The 21519-nt window shown below is 44.0% G+C and carries 17 protein-coding genes and 3 pseudogenes; 1 reads left to right on the top strand and 19 read right to left on the bottom strand.

Translation table 11 applies throughout. The features are described 5' to 3' along the window. Positions 1–61 precede the first annotated feature (61 nt). From cpoB to sdhC, 19 genes and pseudogenes are all read right to left on the bottom strand, one after another. Entirely contained in the window at positions 62–844 is a 783-nt protein-coding gene (gene cpoB / locus GKR74_RS17755) for a cell division protein CpoB (protein WP_154600186.1), read from the bottom strand. Between the two features lie 22 nt (positions 845–866). After that, positions 867–1364, bottom strand: coding sequence for a peptidoglycan-associated lipoprotein Pal (gene pal, locus GKR74_RS17750; protein ID WP_006660438.1), 498 nt, complete (start codon positions 1362–1364; stop codon positions 867–869). 46 nt (positions 1365–1410) lie between these two features. Beyond that, positions 1411–2700 (bottom strand): annotated as a pseudogene (gene tolB / locus GKR74_RS17745) (Tol-Pal system beta propeller repeat protein TolB); the annotation flags it as partial. 147 nt (positions 2701–2847) lie between these two features. Then, positions 2848–3987: pseudogene (tolA, locus tag GKR74_RS17740) on the bottom strand (cell envelope integrity protein TolA); the annotation flags it as partial. A gap of 70 nt (positions 3988–4057) precedes the next feature. Further along, positions 4058–4483 carry a colicin uptake protein TolR gene (gene tolR, locus GKR74_RS17735; RefSeq protein ID WP_154604646.1) on the bottom strand — a complete coding sequence of 142 codons (426 nt, stop codon included), beginning with the start codon at positions 4481–4483 and terminating at the stop codon, positions 4058–4060. 18 nt (positions 4484–4501) lie between these two features. Further along, a complete protein-coding gene (gene tolQ, locus GKR74_RS17730; protein WP_036947783.1) occupies positions 4502–5185 on the bottom strand; it encodes a Tol-Pal system protein TolQ in 684 nt (227 codons plus the stop codon). Beyond that, a pseudogene (gene ybgC, locus GKR74_RS17725) lies at positions 5152–5577 on the bottom strand (tol-pal system-associated acyl-CoA thioesterase). Before ybgC ends, tolQ begins: the two are co-directional and overlap by 34 nt. Before the next feature lie 135 nt (positions 5578–5712). Beyond that, positions 5713–6000, bottom strand: coding sequence for a cyd operon protein YbgE (gene ybgE, locus GKR74_RS17720; protein WP_132494279.1), 288 nt, complete (start codon positions 5998–6000; stop codon positions 5713–5715). A gap of 5 nt (positions 6001–6005) precedes the next feature. Then, the gene (gene cydX / locus GKR74_RS17715; protein WP_006660445.1) at positions 6006–6128 is read right to left on the bottom strand and encodes a cytochrome bd-I oxidase subunit CydX; all 123 of its coding nucleotides are present in this window, start codon (positions 6126–6128) and stop codon (positions 6006–6008) included. Positions 6129–6140: 12 nt separating this feature from the next. Then, positions 6141–7280, bottom strand: a complete 1140-nt coding sequence (gene cydB, locus GKR74_RS17710) for a cytochrome d ubiquinol oxidase subunit II (protein ID WP_154604645.1) — start codon at positions 7278–7280, stop codon at positions 6141–6143. 14 nt (positions 7281–7294) lie between these two features. Next, entirely contained in the window at positions 7295–8863 is a 1569-nt protein-coding gene (cydA, locus tag GKR74_RS17705) for a cytochrome ubiquinol oxidase subunit I (RefSeq protein ID WP_154604644.1), read from the bottom strand. A gap of 827 nt (positions 8864–9690) precedes the next feature. After that, positions 9691–10563, bottom strand: coding sequence for a succinate--CoA ligase subunit alpha (gene sucD, locus GKR74_RS17700; RefSeq protein WP_036947794.1), 873 nt, complete (start codon positions 10561–10563; stop codon positions 9691–9693). Then, positions 10563–11729: an ADP-forming succinate--CoA ligase subunit beta gene (gene sucC, locus GKR74_RS17695; protein ID WP_154604643.1), complete on the bottom strand. Its 1167-nt coding sequence runs from the start codon at positions 11727–11729 to the stop codon at positions 10563–10565. The genes sucD and sucC overlap by 1 nt, the downstream gene beginning before the upstream one ends. A 132-nt stretch (positions 11730–11861) precedes the next feature. Further along, entirely contained in the window at positions 11862–13070 is a 1209-nt protein-coding gene (gene odhB / locus GKR74_RS17690; protein WP_036947796.1) for a 2-oxoglutarate dehydrogenase complex dihydrolipoyllysine-residue succinyltransferase, read from the bottom strand. 14 nt (positions 13071–13084) lie between these two features. After that, a complete protein-coding gene (gene sucA / locus GKR74_RS17685) occupies positions 13085–15892 on the bottom strand; it encodes a 2-oxoglutarate dehydrogenase E1 component (protein ID WP_154604642.1) in 2808 nt (935 codons plus the stop codon). Between the two features lie 378 nt (positions 15893–16270). After that, positions 16271–16987 carry a succinate dehydrogenase iron-sulfur subunit gene (locus GKR74_RS17680; RefSeq protein WP_036947808.1) on the bottom strand — a complete coding sequence of 239 codons (717 nt, stop codon included), beginning with the start codon at positions 16985–16987 and terminating at the stop codon, positions 16271–16273. 35 nt (positions 16988–17022) lie between these two features. Beyond that, on the bottom strand, positions 17023–18789 hold the full coding sequence (gene sdhA / locus GKR74_RS17675; RefSeq protein ID WP_108479381.1) for a succinate dehydrogenase flavoprotein subunit: 1767 nt from the start codon (positions 18787–18789) through the stop codon (positions 17023–17025). A 1-nt stretch (position 18790) separates the two neighbouring features. Continuing rightward, complete coding sequence (gene sdhD / locus GKR74_RS17670) at positions 18791–19135, bottom strand: succinate dehydrogenase membrane anchor subunit (RefSeq protein WP_036947812.1); 345 nt, start codon at positions 19133–19135, stop codon at positions 18791–18793. Further along, positions 19129–19518 carry a succinate dehydrogenase cytochrome b556 subunit gene (sdhC, locus tag GKR74_RS17665; protein ID WP_336431359.1) on the bottom strand — a complete coding sequence of 130 codons (390 nt, stop codon included), beginning with the start codon at positions 19516–19518 and terminating at the stop codon, positions 19129–19131. Before sdhC ends, sdhD begins: the two co-directional genes overlap by 7 nt. A 652-nt stretch (positions 19519–20170) precedes the next feature. Between sdhC and GKR74_RS17660 the strand changes: the two genes are divergently transcribed. Then, positions 20171–21457, top strand: a complete 1287-nt coding sequence (locus GKR74_RS17660; RefSeq protein WP_036947815.1) for a citrate synthase — start codon at positions 20171–20173, stop codon at positions 21455–21457. The last annotated feature ends 62 nt before the right edge of the window (positions 21458–21519 follow it).

The raw sequence follows: 21519 nt of genomic DNA, 5'->3' as shown, positions 1-21519 counted from the left end.
GTGCACACTAAATATACGGATAACCCCGAAATATTCGGCTACATCGCTTCGGGGTTATCAATTACAGTGTACTGAGCTTCTTCTCTGCAAGTTTTGCACCAGAACTATTTGGGTATTGTTGTAATACCTGCTGGTAAACAGCCTTCGCTTTATCTTTCTGTCCCTTATCTTGCATGATCAAGCCCACTTTAAATAAGGCTTCACTGCTTTTTTGAGACTTCGGATACTGCTTAACTACAGTCGCAAAGTAGAATGCGGCGTCATCCTTGCTACCTTTGTTGTAGTTTAACTGTCCTAGCCAATAGTTGGCATTCGATTGATATCCAGATTTTGGATATGCTTTGATAAACCCTTGCAATGCACCAATCGCTTCGTCAATCTGTGCTTTGGACTTACTTTCCATCGCCAGTTTAACAGCTGCATTGTAATCATCTTTTTCATTACCGCCGGAGCTTGCAGCTGGCGTATCTGAAGAAGATGATTGCGCATTTGATGCACTAGTATCAGTTGCATCTGAAGAGCTTGAAGAATCACCACCACTCGCTTTGTCTAATTGCATATACAAATCTTTTTGGCGCTCAACAACCTGATTCAATTTGTATTCACTTTCTTGAATCTGTCCACGTAACATATCAATATCACGTTGGTTATCGGCTAATTGCTGCTGGATTTGATAAATCATTTGACCTTGAGAGCTAACAGCTGTCTCAAGTTGAGTGAGGCGGTCTGCGGAAGAACCCGATCCGACATTGTTGATTGGCGCTTGGGCAATAGCGGCCCAAGGGGCCGCTACGCCAACCAATAACGACAGACCAACTAGTAATTGTCTGAAGTTACTGTTCATAATAGATAATTTCGCTTATCTATTAGTATGCAATGACTGCACGACGGTTTTTCGCGTAGTCTGCTTCAGTGTGACCTAACACAGCTGGTTTTTCTTTACCGTAAGAAACCAGTGAAACTTGGTCACCTGAAACACCTTTGCTTTGCAGATACATTTTAACTGCGTTAGCACGACGCTCGCCCAGTGCGATGTTGTATTCTGGAGTACCGCGCTCATCCGCATGGCCTTCAACAACAACACGTACAGATGGGTTGCTACGCAGGAATGCTGCGTGTGCATCTAACATTTCAGCGTACTCTGGAGATACGTTGTATTTATCGAAACCAAAGTAAACAGTGTTGTTCTGTTGCAGTTGTTCCATTTGCTGACGTGCCAGCTCTTCCGCAGACAGACCAGTGTTAGTTTGATTCATAGAAGAATCGTCACCAGTTTGGTCGTTGTTTTTGTTAGAGCTACAAGCTGCGACTGCCATGATTGGTAATGCGATCATCAGCCCTTTAAGCACTTTATTCAGTTGCATCGTTTTGATCCTTAATATTTTTGCCACACATTATTATTATGCATCACAGATACGGCGACCAGGCAGGGAATTTAACCTGTCCATCGGTTGCCGGAAGACGCGCTTTGAAACGCCCGTCGGTCGAAACTAGCTGCAATATAGTCCCCAAGCCTTGAGAGGAGCTATAAATTACCATAGTGCCGTTAGGTGCGATACTCGGCGTTTCATCTAGAAACGTTGACGTTAAATATTCAACGTTACCCGTTGCCAGATCCTGTTTGGCGATATGCTGCTGACCGCCCCCGGAGCTGACCATCACTAAGAAAGTTCCATCCGGGCTTACATCAGCATCCTGATTTTGCGATCCTTCATAGGAAACACGCACAGGACTACCACCATTAATATTCATTTTATAAATCTGCGGACGTCCTGCCTGATCAGAGGTATAAACTAAAGTTTGGCTATCCGGCATCCAGCTTGGTTCAGTATTGTTACTACGACCATCTGTTACTTGACGAATTTGACCACTACCTAAGTCCATCACATATAAATTCAGGCTGCCTGTCTTAGACAGAGCAAAAGCTAGTTTAGTCCCATCTGGTGAGAATGCAGGTGCCCCATTATGACGTGGGAATGATGCAACCTGACGAACGGCACCACTTGATAGAGTCTGGATAACTAGCGCAGAACTACCACTTTCAAACGTTACGTACGCAATCTTTTGGCCATCTGGTGACCAAGCTGGCGACATTAAAGGTTCTGGTGAACGGTGAACCGTAAATTGGTTAAAACCGTCATAGTCAGAAACTCGTAATTCAAACGGATATTGACCTCCATTGGTCTTCACCACGTAAGCAATACGCGTACGGAAAGCACCACGGATACCAGTCAATTTCTCAAATACTTCATCACTTGCAGTATGCGCTGCATAGCGTAACCAATCTTTGGTCACTTTAAATTGGTTTTGCGCTAAAACTGCACCTGGGTTAGCGGCAACATCCACTAACTGATAGCTAACAACAAAGCTACCATCAGCTGCTGGTTGAACTTGACCAACAACAACAGCGTTAATACCTAACGCAGTCCAGGCCTCTGGCGTCACTTCTGAAGCCGTGCCTGGTTGCTGAGGCATGCGACTTGGTTCAATAGGGTTAAATTTACCGCTATTGCGTAAATCAGCACCAACAATTCCGCCCACTTCTTGTGGTGGTGCACCCGCGCCAGCCCACTTAAATGGGACAACGCCGATTGGCTGAGCTGAGTTAACACCTTCAGTAATCTCAATACGGATCTCTGCCTGAGCAACGGTAGCCCATAGCATTAAGAACCCGAGAACTATTTTAAACGCATGCTTCATCCTAATCTCCCTTACTGCGATATTCACCACCGCAATAATTCGCTGAATTTTAACAAAGGTATACTAACAAAACTAGATAGCACACAAACTATTTATTACATTGCCTCAAAATTTACAATACAGACTGCTCTGAGTTATTGAAAATCAAGGCTTAAATACCAATGTGCTACCCGATTTATTAAACGTATCATAGACCTCTCTGCTAGGTGGTTTTGGCATAGTCGCAAGTTTTGCTGCTCTCATTGCCGCCTCACATAACGCAGGATCATTTGCTGGATTATTTTTTGGTGAAATATTCACCAATAATCCATCTGGTGCTAACTTCAATTGCAATTCACAAGTACGTCCACGATAACTTTCTGAATCATAGAATTTACTTTGAACTGCAGCCTTAATTTTACCGGCATAACTATCAACATCAGCATTCGATGCGCCTGATTTTTTACCACCACCGCTACCCGCAGCCGTTTGTCCACCTTGCTTGCTTGGTCCTGATGCAGTTAAATCACCCAGCAAATCATCAACCGATGATGCGCTTTTCGCAGCTTCAGCTTTGGCTTTCGCAGCTTTTGCTTTCGCTTCTTTGTCTGCTTTTTCTTTAGCTTCTTTATCTGCCTTAGCTTTAGCTTCTTTTTCAGCTTTTGCTTTAGCATCAGCATCCGCTTTGGCTTTAGCTTCTTTGTCTGCTTTAGCTTTAGCGTCCGCTTCCGCTTTTTCTTTAGCTTCTTTTTCTGCCTTAGCCTTAGCAGCTTCAGCTTCTTTCTTAGCTTGTGCGTCAGCTTTTTCTTTCGCTGCCGCTTGTTCTTTCACGAGTTTTTCTTTTTCAGCTTTGGCTTGAGCAGCGGCTTCTTCCGCTATTTTTTGCTCTTCCTTCGCTTTTTTAGCTGCGTCTAAGGCTTGCTTTTTCTGCTCTTCAGCTTGTTTCTGCTGTTGTTCCGTTTCTCGCTGAGTTTGAATCCGTTCTTCTTCAAGTTTTTGCAGACGTTTTTGTTCCTGCTCTTGCTTTTCTCTTAGCTCAGCATCTTGTTTTTGTTGCTGTTCTTTACGCTCTTTAGCTGCTTGCTGGGAACTTTTTTGCTGCTGTTGAGATTGATTATATTGCTCAACAACTGCACCAGGGTCGACCATCACTGCATCAATGACAGTCCCCTCTTCCCCACCGCCGCCAAGTTGGACGACAGTCACTAAAGAGCCTATAACAATTAAAGCGACCAGTAAGATGTGCAATCCAATTGACATCATTAATGAGCGCTTCAAGTCATCCTGTTTCTCTTTTGTCTTTCCCACTCTGGTTTCCAAAAAAAGAATCGATTCTTTTCAATTATATCTGCGCCACTCTCAAAGTGGCATCAGCAAATTAAAGAGGTTGAGTCATCAAACCAACAGATTTGATCCCGGCACTGTGTAACATATTCAGCGCCTTAATGACTTCGTCATAAGGAACTTCTTTCGCACCACCAATTAGGAAAATCGTTTTCGGATTTTTTTCTAACTGTTCTTTTGCGACCGCTGAAATTTGTTCAGGTGGCAGTAATTCCATGCGCTCACCATCGACCAATAAATTATATTGATCAACACCCGCCACTTCTAAAATGACGGGGGGATTATCACTGGATGAGACGGTTTGGGTATCTGTTGCATCCGGCAAGTCAACTTCCACGCTCTGAGAGATAATGGGTGCCGTTGCCATGAAAATCAGCAAAAGCACCAACAATACGTCCAGTAATGGAACAATGTTGATTTCGGATTTTAGCTCACGTCTGCGTCTACTATTGCGCGCCATTCGCTTTTCTCCCTCGTCTTATTTCTTATCAGCCGAGAATGCTTGACGATGCAAGATAGCGAGGAATTCTTCCATAAAGTTATCGTAGCTTTGCTCAAGTTTATTCACACGTAAGTTTAAACGGTTGTATGCCATAACAGCTGGGATTGCAGCGAATAGACCGATTGCTGTTGCAATCAGAGCTTCCGCAATACCCGGAGCAACCATTTGCAATGTTGCTTGTTTTACCGCACCCAGTGCGATAAATGCGTGCATGATCCCCCAAACGGTACCAAACAGACCGATATAAGGACTAATTGACCCTACGGTACCTAAAAATGGGATATGCGATTCAACGGATTCCAACTCACGGTTCATGGAAATGCGCATAGCACGAGATGCACCAGTCACAACTGCATCTGGCGCATGAATATTTGCTTGATGTAAGCGAACAAACTCTTTGAAGCCAGAGTAAAAAATTTGCTCAGCGCCACCTAATGCATCACGGCGAGCTTGGCTTTCTTTATATAAGCGGGACAGCTCGATACCTGACCAGAATTTATCTTCAAATGCTTCCGCTTCGCGCGTGGCGGCATTTAAAACTTTCGTTCTCTGGATAATAATCGCCCACGATGCAATAGAAAAACCGATCAAAACGAACATAATCAGCTGAACCAATAGGCTCGCTTTTAGGAATAAATCCAAGATATTCATGTCAGTCACTGCTTAAACTCCGCGACAATAGACTTAGGAAGCGCTTTTGGCTTCATTTTAGATGTGTCCACACAAGCAATTAGGGCTGTTGCCCCACAAAGCAAGTTACCTTGCAAATCAACTAACCTTTGCTGAAAGAGTAAAGAAGCACGTTTAATTTCAACAACTTCCGTTTCCACTTCCAGCAGGTCATCTAACCGAGCGCCCTTAATAAAATCGATTGTCATACTACGGACGACAAAGCCAAGGTTCTCAGCGAGTAAACTTTGTTGGTTAATACCTTTATTCCGCAACATTTCTGTTCTTGCTCGCTCAAAAAAAGCCAGATAACGTGCATGATATACAACTCCGCCCGCATCTGTATCTTCATAATACACGCGAACAGGCCAGCGAAATAACATAAAAAAACCACTCCGTCTTAGGTTAAATTAATTAACGGTGTCACTATACGCAAGACAGTGCCGCTTTGGAATCACTTTGCAGGTAAAGATATCAAAAATAATTGCGGGTCGCATGACCCACAATCTGAATTTAGATTAACTAAAGACTTTTACAAGTCCCCAGATAAGAATGATGGCTGCAGGTAATGGGTGGAACAGCACTCGCCACGTCAATTTATTGGGTAGAAAACCCACTCCAAAAATGATGGCGCTGCAAGTTGCCCATATCATGAGAAGACCTTGCCAGATTGGAAATGCACTGGTATTTGCTGCAAACAGGGAAGGATCCCACATTACTGCACCAGCGGTTACTAAAGCTAATATAAGGATAAGGGCCCTTATCGGGCCCTTTCCTAATAGCTGATAGGATTTATCCATCAGCATACTATTTACTCACCATCTTTAGCTGTTTTAGCTTCTTTTGCACTTTCAGAGTGCTCAAGGGCTAATGCTGCAATCACTGCAAAACTACAAGCTAACAGAGTGCCGAGGATCCAGGCGAAATACCACATATGTTATGCTCCTTAATACAGTGAATGCTTGTTGCTTTCGATGAAGTTTTTGTCCAAACGACCAAACATTTTGTAGTAACACCACGCGGTGTAGCACAGGATGATTGGAACAAAAATGATAGCAACCACAGTCATAACTTGCAGAGTGAACAGGCTAGATGTCGCATCCCACATGGTCAAACTTGCATTTGGCATGATGCTTGAAGGCATGACGAATGGGAACATTGCAACACCACATGTCAAGATAATGCACGCGATAGTCAATGAGGAGAACAGGAACGCCCAACCATTTTTATCTGCTTTAGTTGCAATCATCGTTAACAGTGGTAATGCCAGACCCAGGCCAGGTAAAGCCCACAGGATTGGATACGTATTAAAGTTAGTTAACCATGCACCAGAAACAACTTCTACAGTTTTGTTCAGTGGGTTAGACGGGCTTAATGTATCAATCGTTGAAGTCACAACATAACCATCGATACCCATCACTAACCATACGCCAGCACCAGCAAAAGCAGCTAAAGTGATAAACGCACAGATGTAAGTTGCTTTACGGGTACGTAAGTGCAGTTCGCCCGTTGTACGCATTTGCAGATAAGTTGCACCTTGGGTAACAATCATCATTAAACCGACAACACCAGCTAACAGACCGTATGGGTTCAGCAGACCAAACAGGTTACCTGTATAAGTCAGATACTGTTGGTTATCGATTTGCAGTGGAACACCCAGTAACAGGTTACCAAACGCAACACCGATAACTAACGGAGGCACGAAACCACCGATGAACAGACCCCAGTCCCACATGCTACGCCATTTTGGGTTCTCCAGTTTAGAACGGTAGTCGAAACCAACCGGACGGAAGAACAATGCAGCTAATACCAAAATCATAGCAACATAGAAGCCAGAGAATGAAGCAGCATAAACCTGAGGCCATGCAGCAAACATTGCACCACCCGCTGTGATTAACCAAACTTGGTTACCATCCCAGTGCGGTGCTACTGAGTTAATCATAACGCGGCGTTCAGTATCTGTTTTACCTAAGATAGGTAATAAGAAGCCTACGCCCATGTCAAAGCCATCCGTGACGGCAAATCCAATCAGCAGTACGCCGATAAGGATCCACCACACAAATCGAAGAACTTCATAATCAAACATAAGTGGACTCCTGTTTACTGAACGTCGTGTGCTGAACTATTTTTCTGTTCAAAATGGTAACGACCGGTTTTCAGGCTGCTAGGCCCTTTGCGAGCGAATTTGAACATTAAGAACATTTCGGCAATCAAGAACAGTGTATACAGACCACAGATCAGAGCCATAGAGAAGATCAGGTCTTGTGGGGTTAAGTTAGAGTGTGCGACCGAAACCGGTAACACTTCACCAATTGCCCACGGTTGACGACCATACTCCGCCACGAACCAGCCTGATTCAATAGCAATCCATGGTAATGGAATACCAAACAGAGCCAGACGAAGCAGCAGTTTGCTCTTACCAATACGGTTACGAACAACTGACAGGAATGACCAACCGATGATTAACAGTAACGCGAAGCCGACTGCAACCATGATACGGAATGCCCAGAACAGTGGTGCAACATTAGGAATACTGTCTTTAACCGCTTTCTGAATTTGTTCTTCTGTCGCATCAACAACGTTTGGTGTGTATTGTTTTAACAGAAGGCCATAGCCAAGGTCTTTTTTACTTGCTTCGAACGCAGCACGCAGTTCTGGGCTCTTATCACCAGCTAACAGCTGTTGTAATTGACCATAAGAAACCATACCGTTACGGATACGGACTTCGTGTTGCTTCATCAGATCTTTCAGACCTAATACTGGCGTGTCGATAGAACGCGTTGCAATAATACCCATCGCCCATGGAATTGAGATAGAGAATGTATTCTCTTGTTTCTCATTGCTTGGGAATGCGATTAGGTTAAATGCAGCTGGAGGCGCATGGGTTTCCCACTCTGCTTCAACAGCGGCCAGCTTCGTTTTCTGCACGTCACCCATTTCGTAACCTGATTCATCACCAAGAACGATAACAGAAAGAACGGCAGCCATACCAAAGCTTGCAGCAATTGCAAAAGAGCGCTTAGCGAATGCCAAGTCACGACCTTTAAGCATATAGTAAGAGCTGATACCCAGAATGAACATGGCACCAGTACAATAACCAGCAGCAACTGTGTGAACGAATTTAACTTGCGCAACTGGGTTCAGGACTAGCTCAGAGAAGCTAACCATTTCCATACGCATTGTTTCGTAGTTGAAGTCTGCAGCGATAGGGTTTTGCATCCAACCGTTCGCAACCAGAATCCACAGCGCAGAGAAGTTAGAACCTAAAGCAACTAACCAAGTCACCGCAAGGTGCTGAGTTTTGCTTAAACGATCCCAACCGAAGAAGAATAAACCAACAAAGGTAGATTCTAAGAAGAATGCCATCAGACCTTCGATTGCCAGAGGCGCACCGAAGATATCTCCAACATAGTGGGCGTAGTATGACCAGTTAGTCCCGAATTGGAACTCCATAGTCAGACCAGTCGCAACACCCAGAGCGAAGTTAATACCAAATAACTTGCCCCAGAACTTAGTCATATCTTTATAAATTTGTTTACCAGACAGCACATATACCGTCTCCATAATCGCAAGCAAAAACGCCATACCGAGCGTTAATGGAACGAACAGGAAGTGATACATCGCAGTTAAGGCAAACTGTAATCGTGACAGTTCGACAATATCAAACATCTTGACTCCTTGCTCCTAGCAGGAAGACACCGACTTGCGGCAACCCAGCTTCCAGTGTTAAACAGGAAAGCCTCTTAACTACCAGCAAAAAATGCCTCAAAACAACAAATAATTAACAAAAGTAAAAGAAAAAACCTACCATAATAATAGTACGCCTATCTTCACATACAATAAACTTCTTTTACGTGATTCAGATTTGAATTCTGAAGTTATATCAATAATTATACCCTTTAATAGAAAAATGAGTATTTGATCGAGCACCAATTTAAGCAATTTGGGCAAATAAAGCTAGTGGTAATAAATTGATTTACGTCAATTTTTTCTCACTTGTTAATTGTTCTCGACCCGATTCAAATAATAGTTAGCCAGTTGTTAACTATCTGTTATTTTAATTGATATAGGTTTTTTTACTTTTTTAATAAGATTAAAACAAAATGATAACTTTTGTTTTTCTCAATCTAAAAAAGAATGTTTATTTATAATAGCAGCCCATTTCTAAATTATTACTTTATTTATTAATAAAGATAATTATCGTAGAAAAAGCCCTATATTCAGTTAATCAAAATAATTTCAAAATAAAAAATTGATCTAATATCAAATTAGGCTATTTCCCATTTTGTGCTATTTCATATTCAATAATAAACTTACTCAAAACTTACTATTTATGCTGATTTATTTTGGTATTACTCATTAAAAATCCTACCTTTTAAGCTTTTAGTAGGAATTACATGAAATAAGTACAATCATTAGCCATAAAAAAACCCGCGCTTCCTAGAAAGCACGGGCTTCGTCTCTTACGTTATACGAGCTATAAGCTCATATTGCGCTTATTTGTTTAGCATAGACTTCACAGCATCGCCGATATCAGCCAAGCTACGTACAGTTTTCACGCCAGCTGCTTCTAAAGCAGCAAATTTCTCGTCGGCAGTACCTTTACCACCAGCGATAATTGCACCAGCATGTCCCATACGCTTACCTTTAGGTGCAGTCACACCCGCGATATAGCCAACAACAGGCTTAGTAACGTGCTCTTTGATGTATGCAGCCGCTTCTTCTTCCGCGTTACCACCGATTTCACCGATCATCACGATCGCTTCAGTTTGTGGGTCTTCTTGGAATAATTTCAGGATATCGATAAAGTTTGAACCAGGAATTGGGTCACCACCGATACCAACACAAGTAGATTGGCCTAAACCTGCATCCGTTGTTTGTTTTACCGCTTCATAAGTCAGTGTACCTGAACGTGAAACAATACCAACTTTACCTGGCATATGAATGTGGCCAGGTTGGATACCGATTTTGCACTCGCCCGGAGTGATAACACCTGGGCAGTTAGGGCCAATCATACGAACGCCAGCTTCGTCTAATTTCACTTTAACAGTCAGCATATCCAGTGTTGGGATACCTTCTGTGATAGTGATGATCAGTTTGATACCTGCATCAATCGCTTCAAGGATAGAATCCTTACAAAATGGTGCTGGTACGTAGATAACAGATGCCGTTGCACCCGTTGCTTCTACTGCTTCACGCACAGTGTTAAATACCGGTAAACCTAGGTGAGTTGTACCACCTTTACCTGGCGTTACACCGCCAACCATTTTTGTACCGTAAGCAATAGCTTGTTCGGAGTGGAAAGTACCTTGACCGCCAGTGAATCCTTGGCAAATTACTTTGGTGTTTTTATCGATTAAAATAGACATTATTTAGCCTCCGCCGCTGCTACTGCTTTCTTAGCTGCATCTGTCAGGCTGTTTGCAGCGATAATATTTAAGCCGCTGTCTGCCAGTTTTTTCGCACCTAACTCTGCATTGTTACCTTCTAAACGTACAACTACTGGTACATTCACGCCAACTTCTTCTACTGCACCAATGATGCCGTCTGCAATCAGGTCACAGCGAACGATACCACCAAAAATGTTTACGAATACAGCTTTTACGCTCTTATCCGAAAGAATGATTTTAAATGCTTCAGTTACGCGCTCTTTGGTTGCACCGCCACCAACGTCAAGGAAGTTAGCTGGCGCACCGCCGTGCAGTTTAACGATGTCCATGGTACCCATTGCAAGGCCCGCACCGTTAACCATACAACCGATGTTACCATCCAGAGCAACGTAGTTAAGTTCCCATTTAGCTGCTTGAGCTTCACGCGCATCTTCTTGAGATGGATCGTGCATTTCACGCATTTCAGCTTGACGATACAGAGCGTTGCTATCCACGCCTAATTTACCGTCTAAGCAAACTAAGTCGCCTTCAGTATTGATAACTAATGGGTTAACTTCGATCAGCGCTAAATCGCGCTCTAAGAACATGGTCGCTAAGCCCATGAAGATTTTAGCGAATTGGCTAACTTGTTTGCCAGTTAAGCCTAATTTGAATGCCAGTTCACGACCTTGATATGGCATTGGGCCAGTCAGTGGATCGATAACAGCTTTGTGGATCAGATCTGGTGTTTCTTCAGCAACTTTTTCAATTTCAACGCCGCCTTCCGTTGAAGCCATGAATACAACACGACGTGTACCACGGTCAACGACTGCACCTAAGTACAGTTCTTTAGCGATGTCAGTCGCACTTTCAACCAAAATTTGGTTAACCGGCTGACCATTTGCATCAGTTTGGTAAGTAACCAGATTCTTACCTAACCATTTCTCAGCAAATTCACGGATGTCATTGATATCTTTTGTAACTTTTACGCCGCCAGCTTTACCGCGTCCACCTGCGTGAACTTGGCATTTGATAACCCATGGACCATTACCGATTTTTTTCGCCGCAGCTACTGCTTCTTCTACTGATGAACAGGCATAACCAGTTGGTGCTGGTAAACCATAGCGTGTAAAAAGCTGTTTTGCCTGATACTCGTGTAAATTCATGATGTTCTATCCATAATTGAGTCTGGAGGAGCGTTTATCGCCCCTTGCAATTGTTACAGATTTAGCAGCCAGCGAACTGGCTGCATCGGTTACCTCAGACCGGACAGGTTGTCCCCCTGCCCTGTTATGTTTCTATACGTCTAGCAGTAAACGAGTTGGATCTTCCAACATATCTTTGATAGCCACTAAGAAGCCAACTGATTCACGACCATCGATTAAACGGTGGTCATAAGACAGCGCTAAATACATCATTGGAAGAATTTCTACCTTACCATTAACAGCCATTGGGCGGTCTTTGATGGCATGCATGCCTAAGATTGCGCTTTGTGGTGGGTTAATGATTGGAGTAGACATCAGAGAACCGAACACACCACCGTTAGTGATAGTGAAGTTACCGCCACTTAAATCTTCAACAGTTAATTTACCGTCGCGACCTTTGACAGCCAGCTCTTTAATATTTTTCTCAATATCAGCCATGCTCATTGCATCCACATCACGCAGAACTGGTGTTACCAGGCCACGCGGTGTTGATACCGCAATACTGATATCGAAATAGTTATGGTAAACCACGTCAGAACCATCGATAGAAGCGTTCACTTCTGGATAGCGTTTCAGTGCTTCAACCGCCGCCTTAATGTAGAAAGACATAAAGCCTAAACGTACACCGTGACGTTTTTCGAATGCTTCACCGTACTGCGCACGCAGGTCTTTAATAGGCTGCATGTTGATTTCGTTGAAGGTTGTTAACATCGCCGTGCTGTTTTTCGCTTCCAACAGACGCTCTGCAATACGTTTACGCAGGCGAGTCATCGGAACACGTTTTTCACTACGGTGAGCTAATGGTGCTTGAGCTGCAGCTGGTGCTTGAGCCGCAGGTGCCGCTGCTGGTTTAGCTGCTAAATGTTTTTCAACATCTTCACGAGTCAGACGACCGCCAACACCAGTTCCCTTGATATCCGCAGGGTTCAGGTTGTGCTCAGCGACCAGACGACGAATCGCTGGGCTCAGTGCATCGTTGCTTTCTTCTTCTAAGCTCGCTGTTTGGCGTGCTGCTGGTGCAGGTGCTGCTTCTTTAACTTCAGCAGGAATACCGGTGCTATCGCCTAAACGAATGCGACCCAGTAACTGTTTAGATAAAACAGTTGCGCCTTCTTCTTCAATAATGGCTTCCAGAACACCTGCTTCACTTGCAGGAACTTCAAGAACAACTTTGTCTGTTTCGATCTCAACCAGAACTTCGTCACGCTGAACACTGTCACCTGGTTTTTTATGCCATGTGGCAACCGCTGCATCAGCGACGGATTCAGGAAGATCGGGAACAAGAATTTCTACGCTACTCATTTTCTATCCTTTAATTATGCAATGTTCAAAGCGTCATTAACCAGGGCCGCTTGTTGTTCCTGGTGAACGGAGGTATAACCAACTGCTGGAGAAGAAGAAGCTGCTCGACCCGCATAGCGTAAAGTTGCGCCTGCTGGGATAGCTTCATGGAAATTGTGCTGGCTGCAATACCAAGCACCTTGGTTCAGTGGCTCTTCTTGGCACCAAACGAAATCTTTCACATGAGCATACTGAGCGAATACTTTTTGGATATCTTCACGTGGGAACGGATACAGCTGTTCAATACGCACGATAGCCACATCTTTTTGCTCTTTCTTACGACGTTGTTCTAATAAATCGTAATAAACTTTACCGGAACACATAACGACGCGTTTCACATCTTTCGGATTAATTTCGTCAATTTCACCGATAACTGGTTGGAATGAACCATTCGCCAGCTCATCCATGCTAGAAACTGCTAATGGATGACGTAACAGTGACTTAGGTGACATAACAATCAGAGGGCGACGCATATCGCGCAGTGCTTGACGGCGTAACATGTGATAAACCTGAGCTGGTGTTGATGGCACACACACTTGCATGTTTTGATCCGCACACAGTTGCAGGTAACGCTCTAAACGTGCAGATGAGTGCTCTGGGCCCTGACCTTCATAACCATGAGGCAGTAACATGACCAGACCACACATACGACCCCATTTTTGCTCACCAGAGCTAATGAATTGGTCGATAACAACTTGCGCACAGTTAGCAAAGTCACCGAACTGAGCTTCCCAAATAGTCAGTGCGCGTGGTTCAGTTGTTGCATAGCCATACTCAAATGCCAATACTGCGTTTTCAGTCAGAACAGAATCCCAAACGTTGAACACGCCTTGACCACTATGAACATTTTGCAGAGGCACGTACACAGAACCATTGGTTTGGTTGTGAACAACGGCATGACGGTGGAAGAACGTACCACGACCCGCATCTTCACCAGATAAACGGATTGGAATACCTTCATCGACTAACGTACCGTAAGCCAGAGTTTCTGCAGCACCCCAGTCGAGTAATTTTTCGCCCTTCGCCATTTCAGCGCGGTCAGAATAAATTTTCTCAACACGAGATTGCGCAACGATGCCTTCAGGGATCGTGCTCAGCTTAGTTGCTAACTCAGTTAAACGTTTAATATCGTAGTTAGATTTGTATTGCTCATTCCACTCATGGTTTAAGTACGGTTCCCATGTATAAGAATGCAGACCCATTTCACGATATTCTTCAACAACACAATCACCACGGTCTAATGCGTCACGATACAGGTTAACCATTTCAGTGACTTCATTCGCAGAAACCACGCCAGCTTCGATTAAACGGTCTGCGTAGATTTTACGTGGAGTTGGATGCTGTTTGATTTTTTGGTACATGATTGGCTGAGTTGCACTTGGCTCATCAGCTTCGTTATGACCATGACGGCGGTAACACACTAAGTCGATCATCACATCGCGCTTAAAGGTGTTACGGAAATCTAAGGCTAAGCGAGTCACGAATGCGACGGCTTCAGGGTCATCAGCATTAACGTGGAAAATAGGTGCCTGCACCATTTTCACGATATCAGTACAGTATTCTGTTGAACGTGTGTCTTTCGGGTTGGAGGTTGTGAAACCAACTTGGTTGTTGATAACGATACGCATGGTACCGCCAACTTCATAACCACGAGCCTGAGACATGTTCAGAGTTTCTTGTACAACACCTTGACCGGTTACTGCTGAGTCACCGTGAATGGTGATTGGCAGAACCATGTTGCTGCGACCTTCGTCCAGACGGTCACGGCGAGCACGTACAGAACCGATAACTACAGGGCTTACGATTTCTAAGTGTGATGGGTTAAATGCCAGTGCTAAGTGAACACGGGAACCCGCAGTTTCGAAATCAGAAGAGAAACCTTGGTGATATTTAACGTCACCAGCACTTGAATGGTCTTTATGCTTGCCAGCAAATTCATCAAATAATTCAGCTGGTTTTTTACCCAGAATGTTGATCAGGACGTTTAGGCGGCCACGGTGCGCCATACCAAGCACCACTTCACGGGTGTCTTGTTTGCCTGCATGATGGATAAGATCCTTCAGCATAGGGATCAGTGCATCACCACCTTCTAAAGAGAAACGTTTTGCGCCTGGGAATTTTGCACCAAGGTAACGCTCAAGACCTTCCGCTGCTGTTAATTCAGCTAAGAAGCGACGTTTTTCTTCTTTAGAAAATTGCTGCGCAACATTCACAGACTCTAAACGCTGTTGGATCCAACGTTTTTCTTCTGTGTTAGTGATATGCATATATTCCGCACCAATGGAGCCGCAATAGATGCGTTTCAGGTGGTCATATAGCTCGCTGAGTTTCATGGTTTCTTTGCCAATTGCAAATGAACCCACGTTGAAAGTTTCGTCGAAATCTTCTTTGGTTAGGTTATGGAATGTAGGGTCCAGATCTGGAACGGCTTCGCGTTTCCAAAGTCCTAACGGGTCGAGATTTGCATTTTGATGTCCGCGGAAGCGGAAGGCATTGATAAGCTGCAAAACTTTAACTTGTTTTGCGTCGATCGTTGGATCGCTAACAGAGGTGTGGTAACGGGTAGAATCTTTTGCTAAGCGACGGAAGTATTCTCGTGCTTGCGAGTGTAATTGCTCACCGCTATTACCCGCTCCAGGTAGTTGCTGGAAGATTTCTCTCCATTCGATATCTACGGAATTAGGGTCAGTCAGATAATCTTCATAGAGCTGTTCTATATAAGACTGGTTCGCGCCTGCCAGAAAGCTTGAATCCAGCCAGTCCTTCATTACGCCGTTCTGCATTGTGATCCCTTAAGCTTTATAAGCTTTAGTTTTCGCCGTGGTTAACTAATCGCCGCATTTAAGCGACCTCGATAAAGGTTCTCTTGGACGTGCTTTTTGCATGTTCTCACTTTGGGAGTCCCTCTTATCAATTAAGGGTTTCCCTTTTAAGGAACCTTTAAAAACTGTCTACGGTTTTTAAAGGTTCCTTGCTTTCGCAAGTGTCTTCATCTGGTTTTGCAGTTGGCTTTTTACTTTCACTTTTTGACTTTTTACTTTACGTTTCAGTGATTCAATTTAAGACTTATACTTACTTTACGCTTATTTTTTACTTTAAGTACGTATTTTGTGCTATCCAAATTTAGCCTACGGCACCTAAGCGCCGCAGGCTGTATCGATTTAGGCGCTATGTTTCAATAACATAGACTTAATGTGACCGATAGCTTTCGTTGGATTTAGTCCTTTAGGGCATACATTGACACAATTCATGATGCTATGACAGCGGAAAACACTAAAAGCGTCGTTCAGATCATCTAATCGTGAATCTGTTTCAGTATCGCGACTATCAATTAAGAATCTATATGCAGCTAATAGACCTGCTGGACCGATAAATTTGTCCGGATTCCACCAGAAAGATGGGCATGAAGTTGAACAGCATGCACACAGAATACACTCGTAAAGACCATCAAGTTTTTCACGTTGTTCTGGTAGCTGTAAGTTTTCACGCGCCGGCGGATTCTTATTATCATTAAGAAGATACGGACGAATTTTTTCGTATTGAGTATAAAATTGTGTCATGTCGATGATCAGGTCACGAATCACTGGCAGACCTGGTAATGGACGGATCACAATTTTTTTACCACTACGGGTTAAAGCAGACAATGGCGTGATACAAGCCAGTCCGTTTTTACCGTTCATGTTCAGACCATCAGAACCACACACACCTTCACGGCAAGAACGACGGAATGAGAGTGTTGGATCTTGTTCTTTTAACTGAATTAACGCATCCAGCAGCATCATGTCACGCCCTTCTTTCACTTCAAGGGTGTAATCTTGCATGCGTGGCGCATTGTCTACATCAGGATTGTAGCGATAAATCGAAAATTCTAGTTTCATAGTTTATTTCTCCGCAACTGGATTAACACCACGCATTAATAAGTACGAATCTTCGGTGGGAAGGCTTCACGCAACTTAGGTTGCATGTTCACTTCACGACGAGTCATCGTTTCAGATTGCGGTAGATATAATGAGTGACATAACCAATTTGCATCATCACGATCTGGGAAGTCAAAGCGGCTGTGAGCACCACGGCTCTCTGTACGGAAGTTTGCAGCTTGTGCCGTTGCATAAGCAGTTTCCATCAGGTTATCCAGCTCTAAACATTCGATACGTTGGGTATTGAACTCAGTTGAAGTGTCATCCAGACGCGCATTTTTCAGACGCTCACGGATTTCTTTCAGCTCTTCTAAGCCCTTCGCCATTGCATCCCCTTCACGGAATACGGAGAAGTTGTTCTGCATACAAGATTGCAGTGCTTTACGGATATCAGTTGGATCTTCACCCGTACGCGCATTTTCCCAACGATTGAAACGAGCCATTGCTGCATCGATGTCTGATTCAGATGCATCACGCATTGGACCTTGTTCCATGATGGATTCATTCAAGTGTAAACCAGCAGAACGACCAAATACCACGAGGTCAAGCAGGGAGTTACCGCCTAAACGGTTAGCACCGTGTACAGATACACAAGCAATCTCACCCACAGCAAACAGACCCGGAATCACTTCGTCTTCGCCTTTTTCGTTATAGCGAATCGCTTGACCCGTCACTTTAGTTGGAATACCACCCATCATATAGTGACACGTTGGGATAACTGGGATTGGCTCTTTAACTGGGTCAACGTGGGCAAAGGTACGAGATAATTCAAGGATACCCGGTAAGCGAGATTCCAGAACGTCTTTTCCTAAGTGATCCAGTTTCAGTTTCGCGTGTGGACCCCATGGGCCATCACAACCACGACCTTCACGGATTTCAATCATGATTGAACGTGCAACAACGTCACGACCAGCAAGGTCTTTTGCGTTTGGTGCATAACGTTCCATGAAGCGCTCGCCATCTTTGTTCAGCAGATAACCGCCTTCACCACGACAGCCTTCTGTGACCAGAACACCTGCGCCAGCGATACCCGTTGGGTGGAACTGCCACATTTCCATATCTTGTAATGGAACACCAGCACGCACAGCCATACCCACACCGTCACCCGTATTGATGTGTGCGTTAGTGGTGGATTGGTAAATACGACCTGCACCACCCGTTGCTAAGATGGTTGCTTTCGCTTTGAAGTAAACCAGCTCGCCCGTTTCCATGCAGATTGCAGTACAGCCTACGATATCGCCATCTTGGTTTTTCACTAAATCCAGTGCATACCATTCAGAGAAAATCGTAGTGTGATTTTTTAAGTTTTGCTGATACAGAGTATGTAACAGCGCGTGACCAGTACGGTCCGCTGCAGCAGCAGTACGTGCCGCTTGCTCGCCACCGAAATTCTTAGACTGACCACCGAATGGACGTTGATAAATACGACCATCATCAAGACGAGAGAAAGGCAATCCCATATGTTCTAATTCAAGGATAGCTTCCGGCCCTGTTTTACACATGTATTCGATAGCGTCTTGGTCACCGATATAATCGGAACCTTTAACAGTATCGTACATATGCCATTCCCAGTTGTCAGGGTGTGTGTTACCGAGTGCAACAGTGATACCACCTTGCGCTGACACAGTATGAGAACGAGTTGGAAATACTTTAGATAACAAAGCACAAGATAGGCCTTGTTGAGAAATTTGTAGTGCTGCGCGCATACCTGCACCGCCCGCACCGATAACGATAGCGTCAAACTCTCTGATTGGCAGATTCATTTTATGCACCCCACACAACAATTGTTCCGTAAATTAAGTAAGCCAGCAAACCAACCACAATGGCCAGTTGCAGCACTAAGCGAATCGCCAGCGGCTTAACATAGTCAGTCAGTACTTGCCACATACCAATCCAGGCATGCACAAGAATCGAGAACAATGTGAGGATAGTGAATACTTTGGTCACAGAGGAGGCAAAGAAGCCACGCCATACTTCATAGGTAATATCATTAATTGCTACGAAGCCAACAATGTAGAGTACGTAGAGGACGATAACGATCGCCGAACCACGAATTAGCAGCCAGTCCTGGATACCAGTACGGCCTAAAGCTGATGCATTACTTACCATACTAAGATCCCCGCCAGAATTGCCAGAATTACAGTAATTACAAATGTAATTTTTGCGGATGAGTTGCCCGAAGCAAGGGTTTCATCAACACAACCGAAATCCATCAGCATATGACGAATACCACCACAAATGTGGTATGCCAGCGCTGTTAAGATCCCCCAAAGAATGAACTTAGCAAAAAAGCCAGTCATTATTTCAGACGCGTATTGAAAACCTTCTGGAGAGGAGAGAGAAGTCCCTAGCAACCAAAGCAGAATACCAACTGCGATGAGAGTAATGACGCCAGAGACACGGTGCAAGATCGACGATATTGCAGTAATCGGAAAGTGAATCGTCTGCAAATCAAGGTTGACAGGTCTTTGTTTTTTCACAATTTTGCCCACACAGCTCTTTATTATTTTCCATCCTCCGGACCTGGGGTGGAAATCAGACAGCGACAGGGGTACAAAATGCAACTTAACACAAACTTTAATCCATCATGTTTGAATAAAGTTGCATACTGATCACGCTGGGAACTCCTACTCAGGGTAATCCGGAGACCTGGCGCCAGTATAAAGTCTTCACATTGCTATTACAATTCCCACACAAAAGGTTTGGAGACATTTAGCCCGAACAGTGAGAAGGATCACGATTTAAACATTTTATATAAATGTGCTTATCTTATTTGACAATGATTCAACATTTATCTTACATATATGCCTGACAGATTTATCTGAATACGTTACGGATGACCCAAAGTCGTGTAGTAATGTGAATGAGTATGCAAGTATAAACAAAAGTTATGAAAGTTGTTTCCCTTACCACAAATAATGATATTGTAGAGAAAACAACAAAAAAAGAACATAACGCCCTATACACTCGCAAACAACCTAACCACATTGTTATCGGTATTGATATTGGTTGCCGGATTTCAAGGTTTTATGTGATATCCCGCTGATTTTCTCAACACACCGATAGAACAATGCTCAAAGACGCAGTATAACGCTGAGTTCTGGGTTGTTGAGTGTGGATTATCAAGCGCTAAGGAGACCGTAAATGGCTGATAACAAAGCTAAGATAATGACTGGAAGTAAAGGTGATTTCGAACTAGACATCCTAAGCCCGACCATTGGCCAAGATGTTATCGATGTACGAGCTTTAGGTTCTAAAGGGTTCTTCACATACGACCCCGGTTTTACTTCTACCGCATCCTGTGAGTCAAAAATTACCTATATCGATGGTGATAAAGGCGTTCTACTCCACCGTGGTTTCCCAATTGATCAACTCGCCACTCAAGCCTCATACCTTGAAGTCTGTTATATCCTGTTATACGGCGAAGCACCAACCCAAGAACAGTACAATACATTTAAAAATACGGTGACTCGCCACACCATGATCCATGAGCAAATCACTCGCATGCTTAATGGTTTCCGTCGTGACTCTCACCCAATGGCTGTTCTGTGTGGGGTAACAGGTGCTCTAGCCGCGTTCTACCACGATGCATTAGACGTTAATAACCCTCGCCACCGTGAAATCACCGCTTACCGTCTGCTGTCTAAAATGCCGACCGTTGCAGCGATGTGTTACAAATACTCTATCGGACAACCTTTTGTTTATCCTCGTAATGATTTATCTTACGCGGGTAACTTCTTGCACATGATGTTCTCTACACCATGTGAAGAATATGTGGTTAATCCAGTACTTGAACGCGCAATGGACCGTATTTTGATCCTGCACGCTGACCACGAACAAAACGCATCAACCTCAACAGTCCGTACCGCAGGTTCTTCCGGCGCTAACCCATTTGCGTGTATTGCAGCAGGTATTGCGTCTCTGTGGGGACCTGCTCATGGTGGTGCTAACGAAGCCTGCTTACGTATGCTTGAAGAGATTCAAACTGTTGAGCACATCCCAGCATTTATCGAACGTGCAAAAGATAAAAACGACTCTTTCCGCTTAATGGGCTTCGGTCACCGTGTTTATAAAAACCATGACCCACGCGCTACCGTTATGCGTGAAACTTGCCATGAAGTCCTGAACGAGCTGGGTCTAAATGATAGCCTGCTTGAAGTGGCCATGGAATTAGAACGTATCGCACTGAACGACCCGTACTTCATTGAGAAGAAACTGTACCCTAACGTTGACTTCTACTCAGGTATCATCCTGAAAGCAATGGGTATTCCATCTTCAATGTTTACAGTTATCTTCGCAATTGCACGTACCATTGGTTGGATTGCACATTGGAACGAAATGCACGATGAAGGTCTGAAAATTGCCCGTCCTCGCCAACTGTACACTGGCTACGACAGACGTGAATTCAGCTCTGAGTTAGACAAAAAATAATTTAACTCACTCATCACTAAAGCCTCGAAGATTCGGGGCTTTTTAATTTCTAACATTCTATT

Source organism: Providencia sp. wls1914 (genome assembly GCF_009706645.1).
Lineage (GTDB): Bacteria > Pseudomonadota > Gammaproteobacteria > Enterobacterales > Enterobacteriaceae > Providencia > Providencia zhijiangensis.
Note: the sequence above shows the minus strand (reverse complement) of the source record. Positions and strands in the feature narration are given on the sequence as shown.

What these genes read in the sequence shown, in the direction of transcription:
- cpoB (WP_154600186.1), bottom strand. Translation starts at nt 844, where the DNA reads ATGAACAGTAACTTCAGACAATTACTAGTTGGTCTGTCGTTATTGGTT.
- pal (WP_006660438.1), bottom strand. Translation starts at nt 1,364, where the DNA reads ATGCAACTGAATAAAGTGCTTAAAGGGCTGATGATCGCATTACCAATC.
- tolR (WP_154604646.1), bottom strand. Translation starts at nt 4,483, where the DNA reads ATGGCGCGCAATAGTAGACGCAGACGTGAGCTAAAATCCGAAATCAAC.
- ybgE (WP_132494279.1), bottom strand. Translation starts at nt 6,000, where the DNA reads ATGCTGATGGATAAATCCTATCAGCTATTAGGAAAGGGCCCGATAAGG.
- cydX (WP_006660445.1), bottom strand. Translation starts at nt 6,128, where the DNA reads ATGTGGTATTTCGCCTGGATCCTCGGCACTCTGTTAGCTTGTAGTTTT.
- cydB (WP_154604645.1), bottom strand. Translation starts at nt 7,280, where the DNA reads ATGTTTGATTATGAAGTTCTTCGATTTGTGTGGTGGATCCTTATCGGC.
- cydA (WP_154604644.1), bottom strand. Translation starts at nt 8,863, where the DNA reads ATGTTTGATATTGTCGAACTGTCACGATTACAGTTTGCCTTAACTGCG.
- sucD (WP_036947794.1), bottom strand. Translation starts at nt 10,563, where the DNA reads ATGTCTATTTTAATCGATAAAAACACCAAAGTAATTTGCCAAGGATTC.
- sucC (WP_154604643.1), bottom strand. Translation starts at nt 11,729, where the DNA reads ATGAATTTACACGAGTATCAGGCAAAACAGCTTTTTACACGCTATGGT.
- odhB (WP_036947796.1), bottom strand. Translation starts at nt 13,070, where the DNA reads ATGAGTAGCGTAGAAATTCTTGTTCCCGATCTTCCTGAATCCGTCGCT.
- sucA (WP_154604642.1), bottom strand. Translation starts at nt 15,892, where the DNA reads ATGCAGAACGGCGTAATGAAGGACTGGCTGGATTCAAGCTTTCTGGCA.
- GKR74_RS17680 (WP_036947808.1), bottom strand. Translation starts at nt 16,987, where the DNA reads ATGAAACTAGAATTTTCGATTTATCGCTACAATCCTGATGTAGACAAT.
- sdhA (WP_108479381.1), bottom strand. Translation starts at nt 18,789, where the DNA reads ATGAATCTGCCAATCAGAGAGTTTGACGCTATCGTTATCGGTGCGGGC.
- sdhD (WP_036947812.1), bottom strand. Translation starts at nt 19,135, where the DNA reads ATGGTAAGTAATGCATCAGCTTTAGGCCGTACTGGTATCCAGGACTGG.
- GKR74_RS17660 (WP_036947815.1), top strand. Translation starts at nt 20,171, where the DNA reads ATGGCTGATAACAAAGCTAAGATAATGACTGGAAGTAAAGGTGATTTC.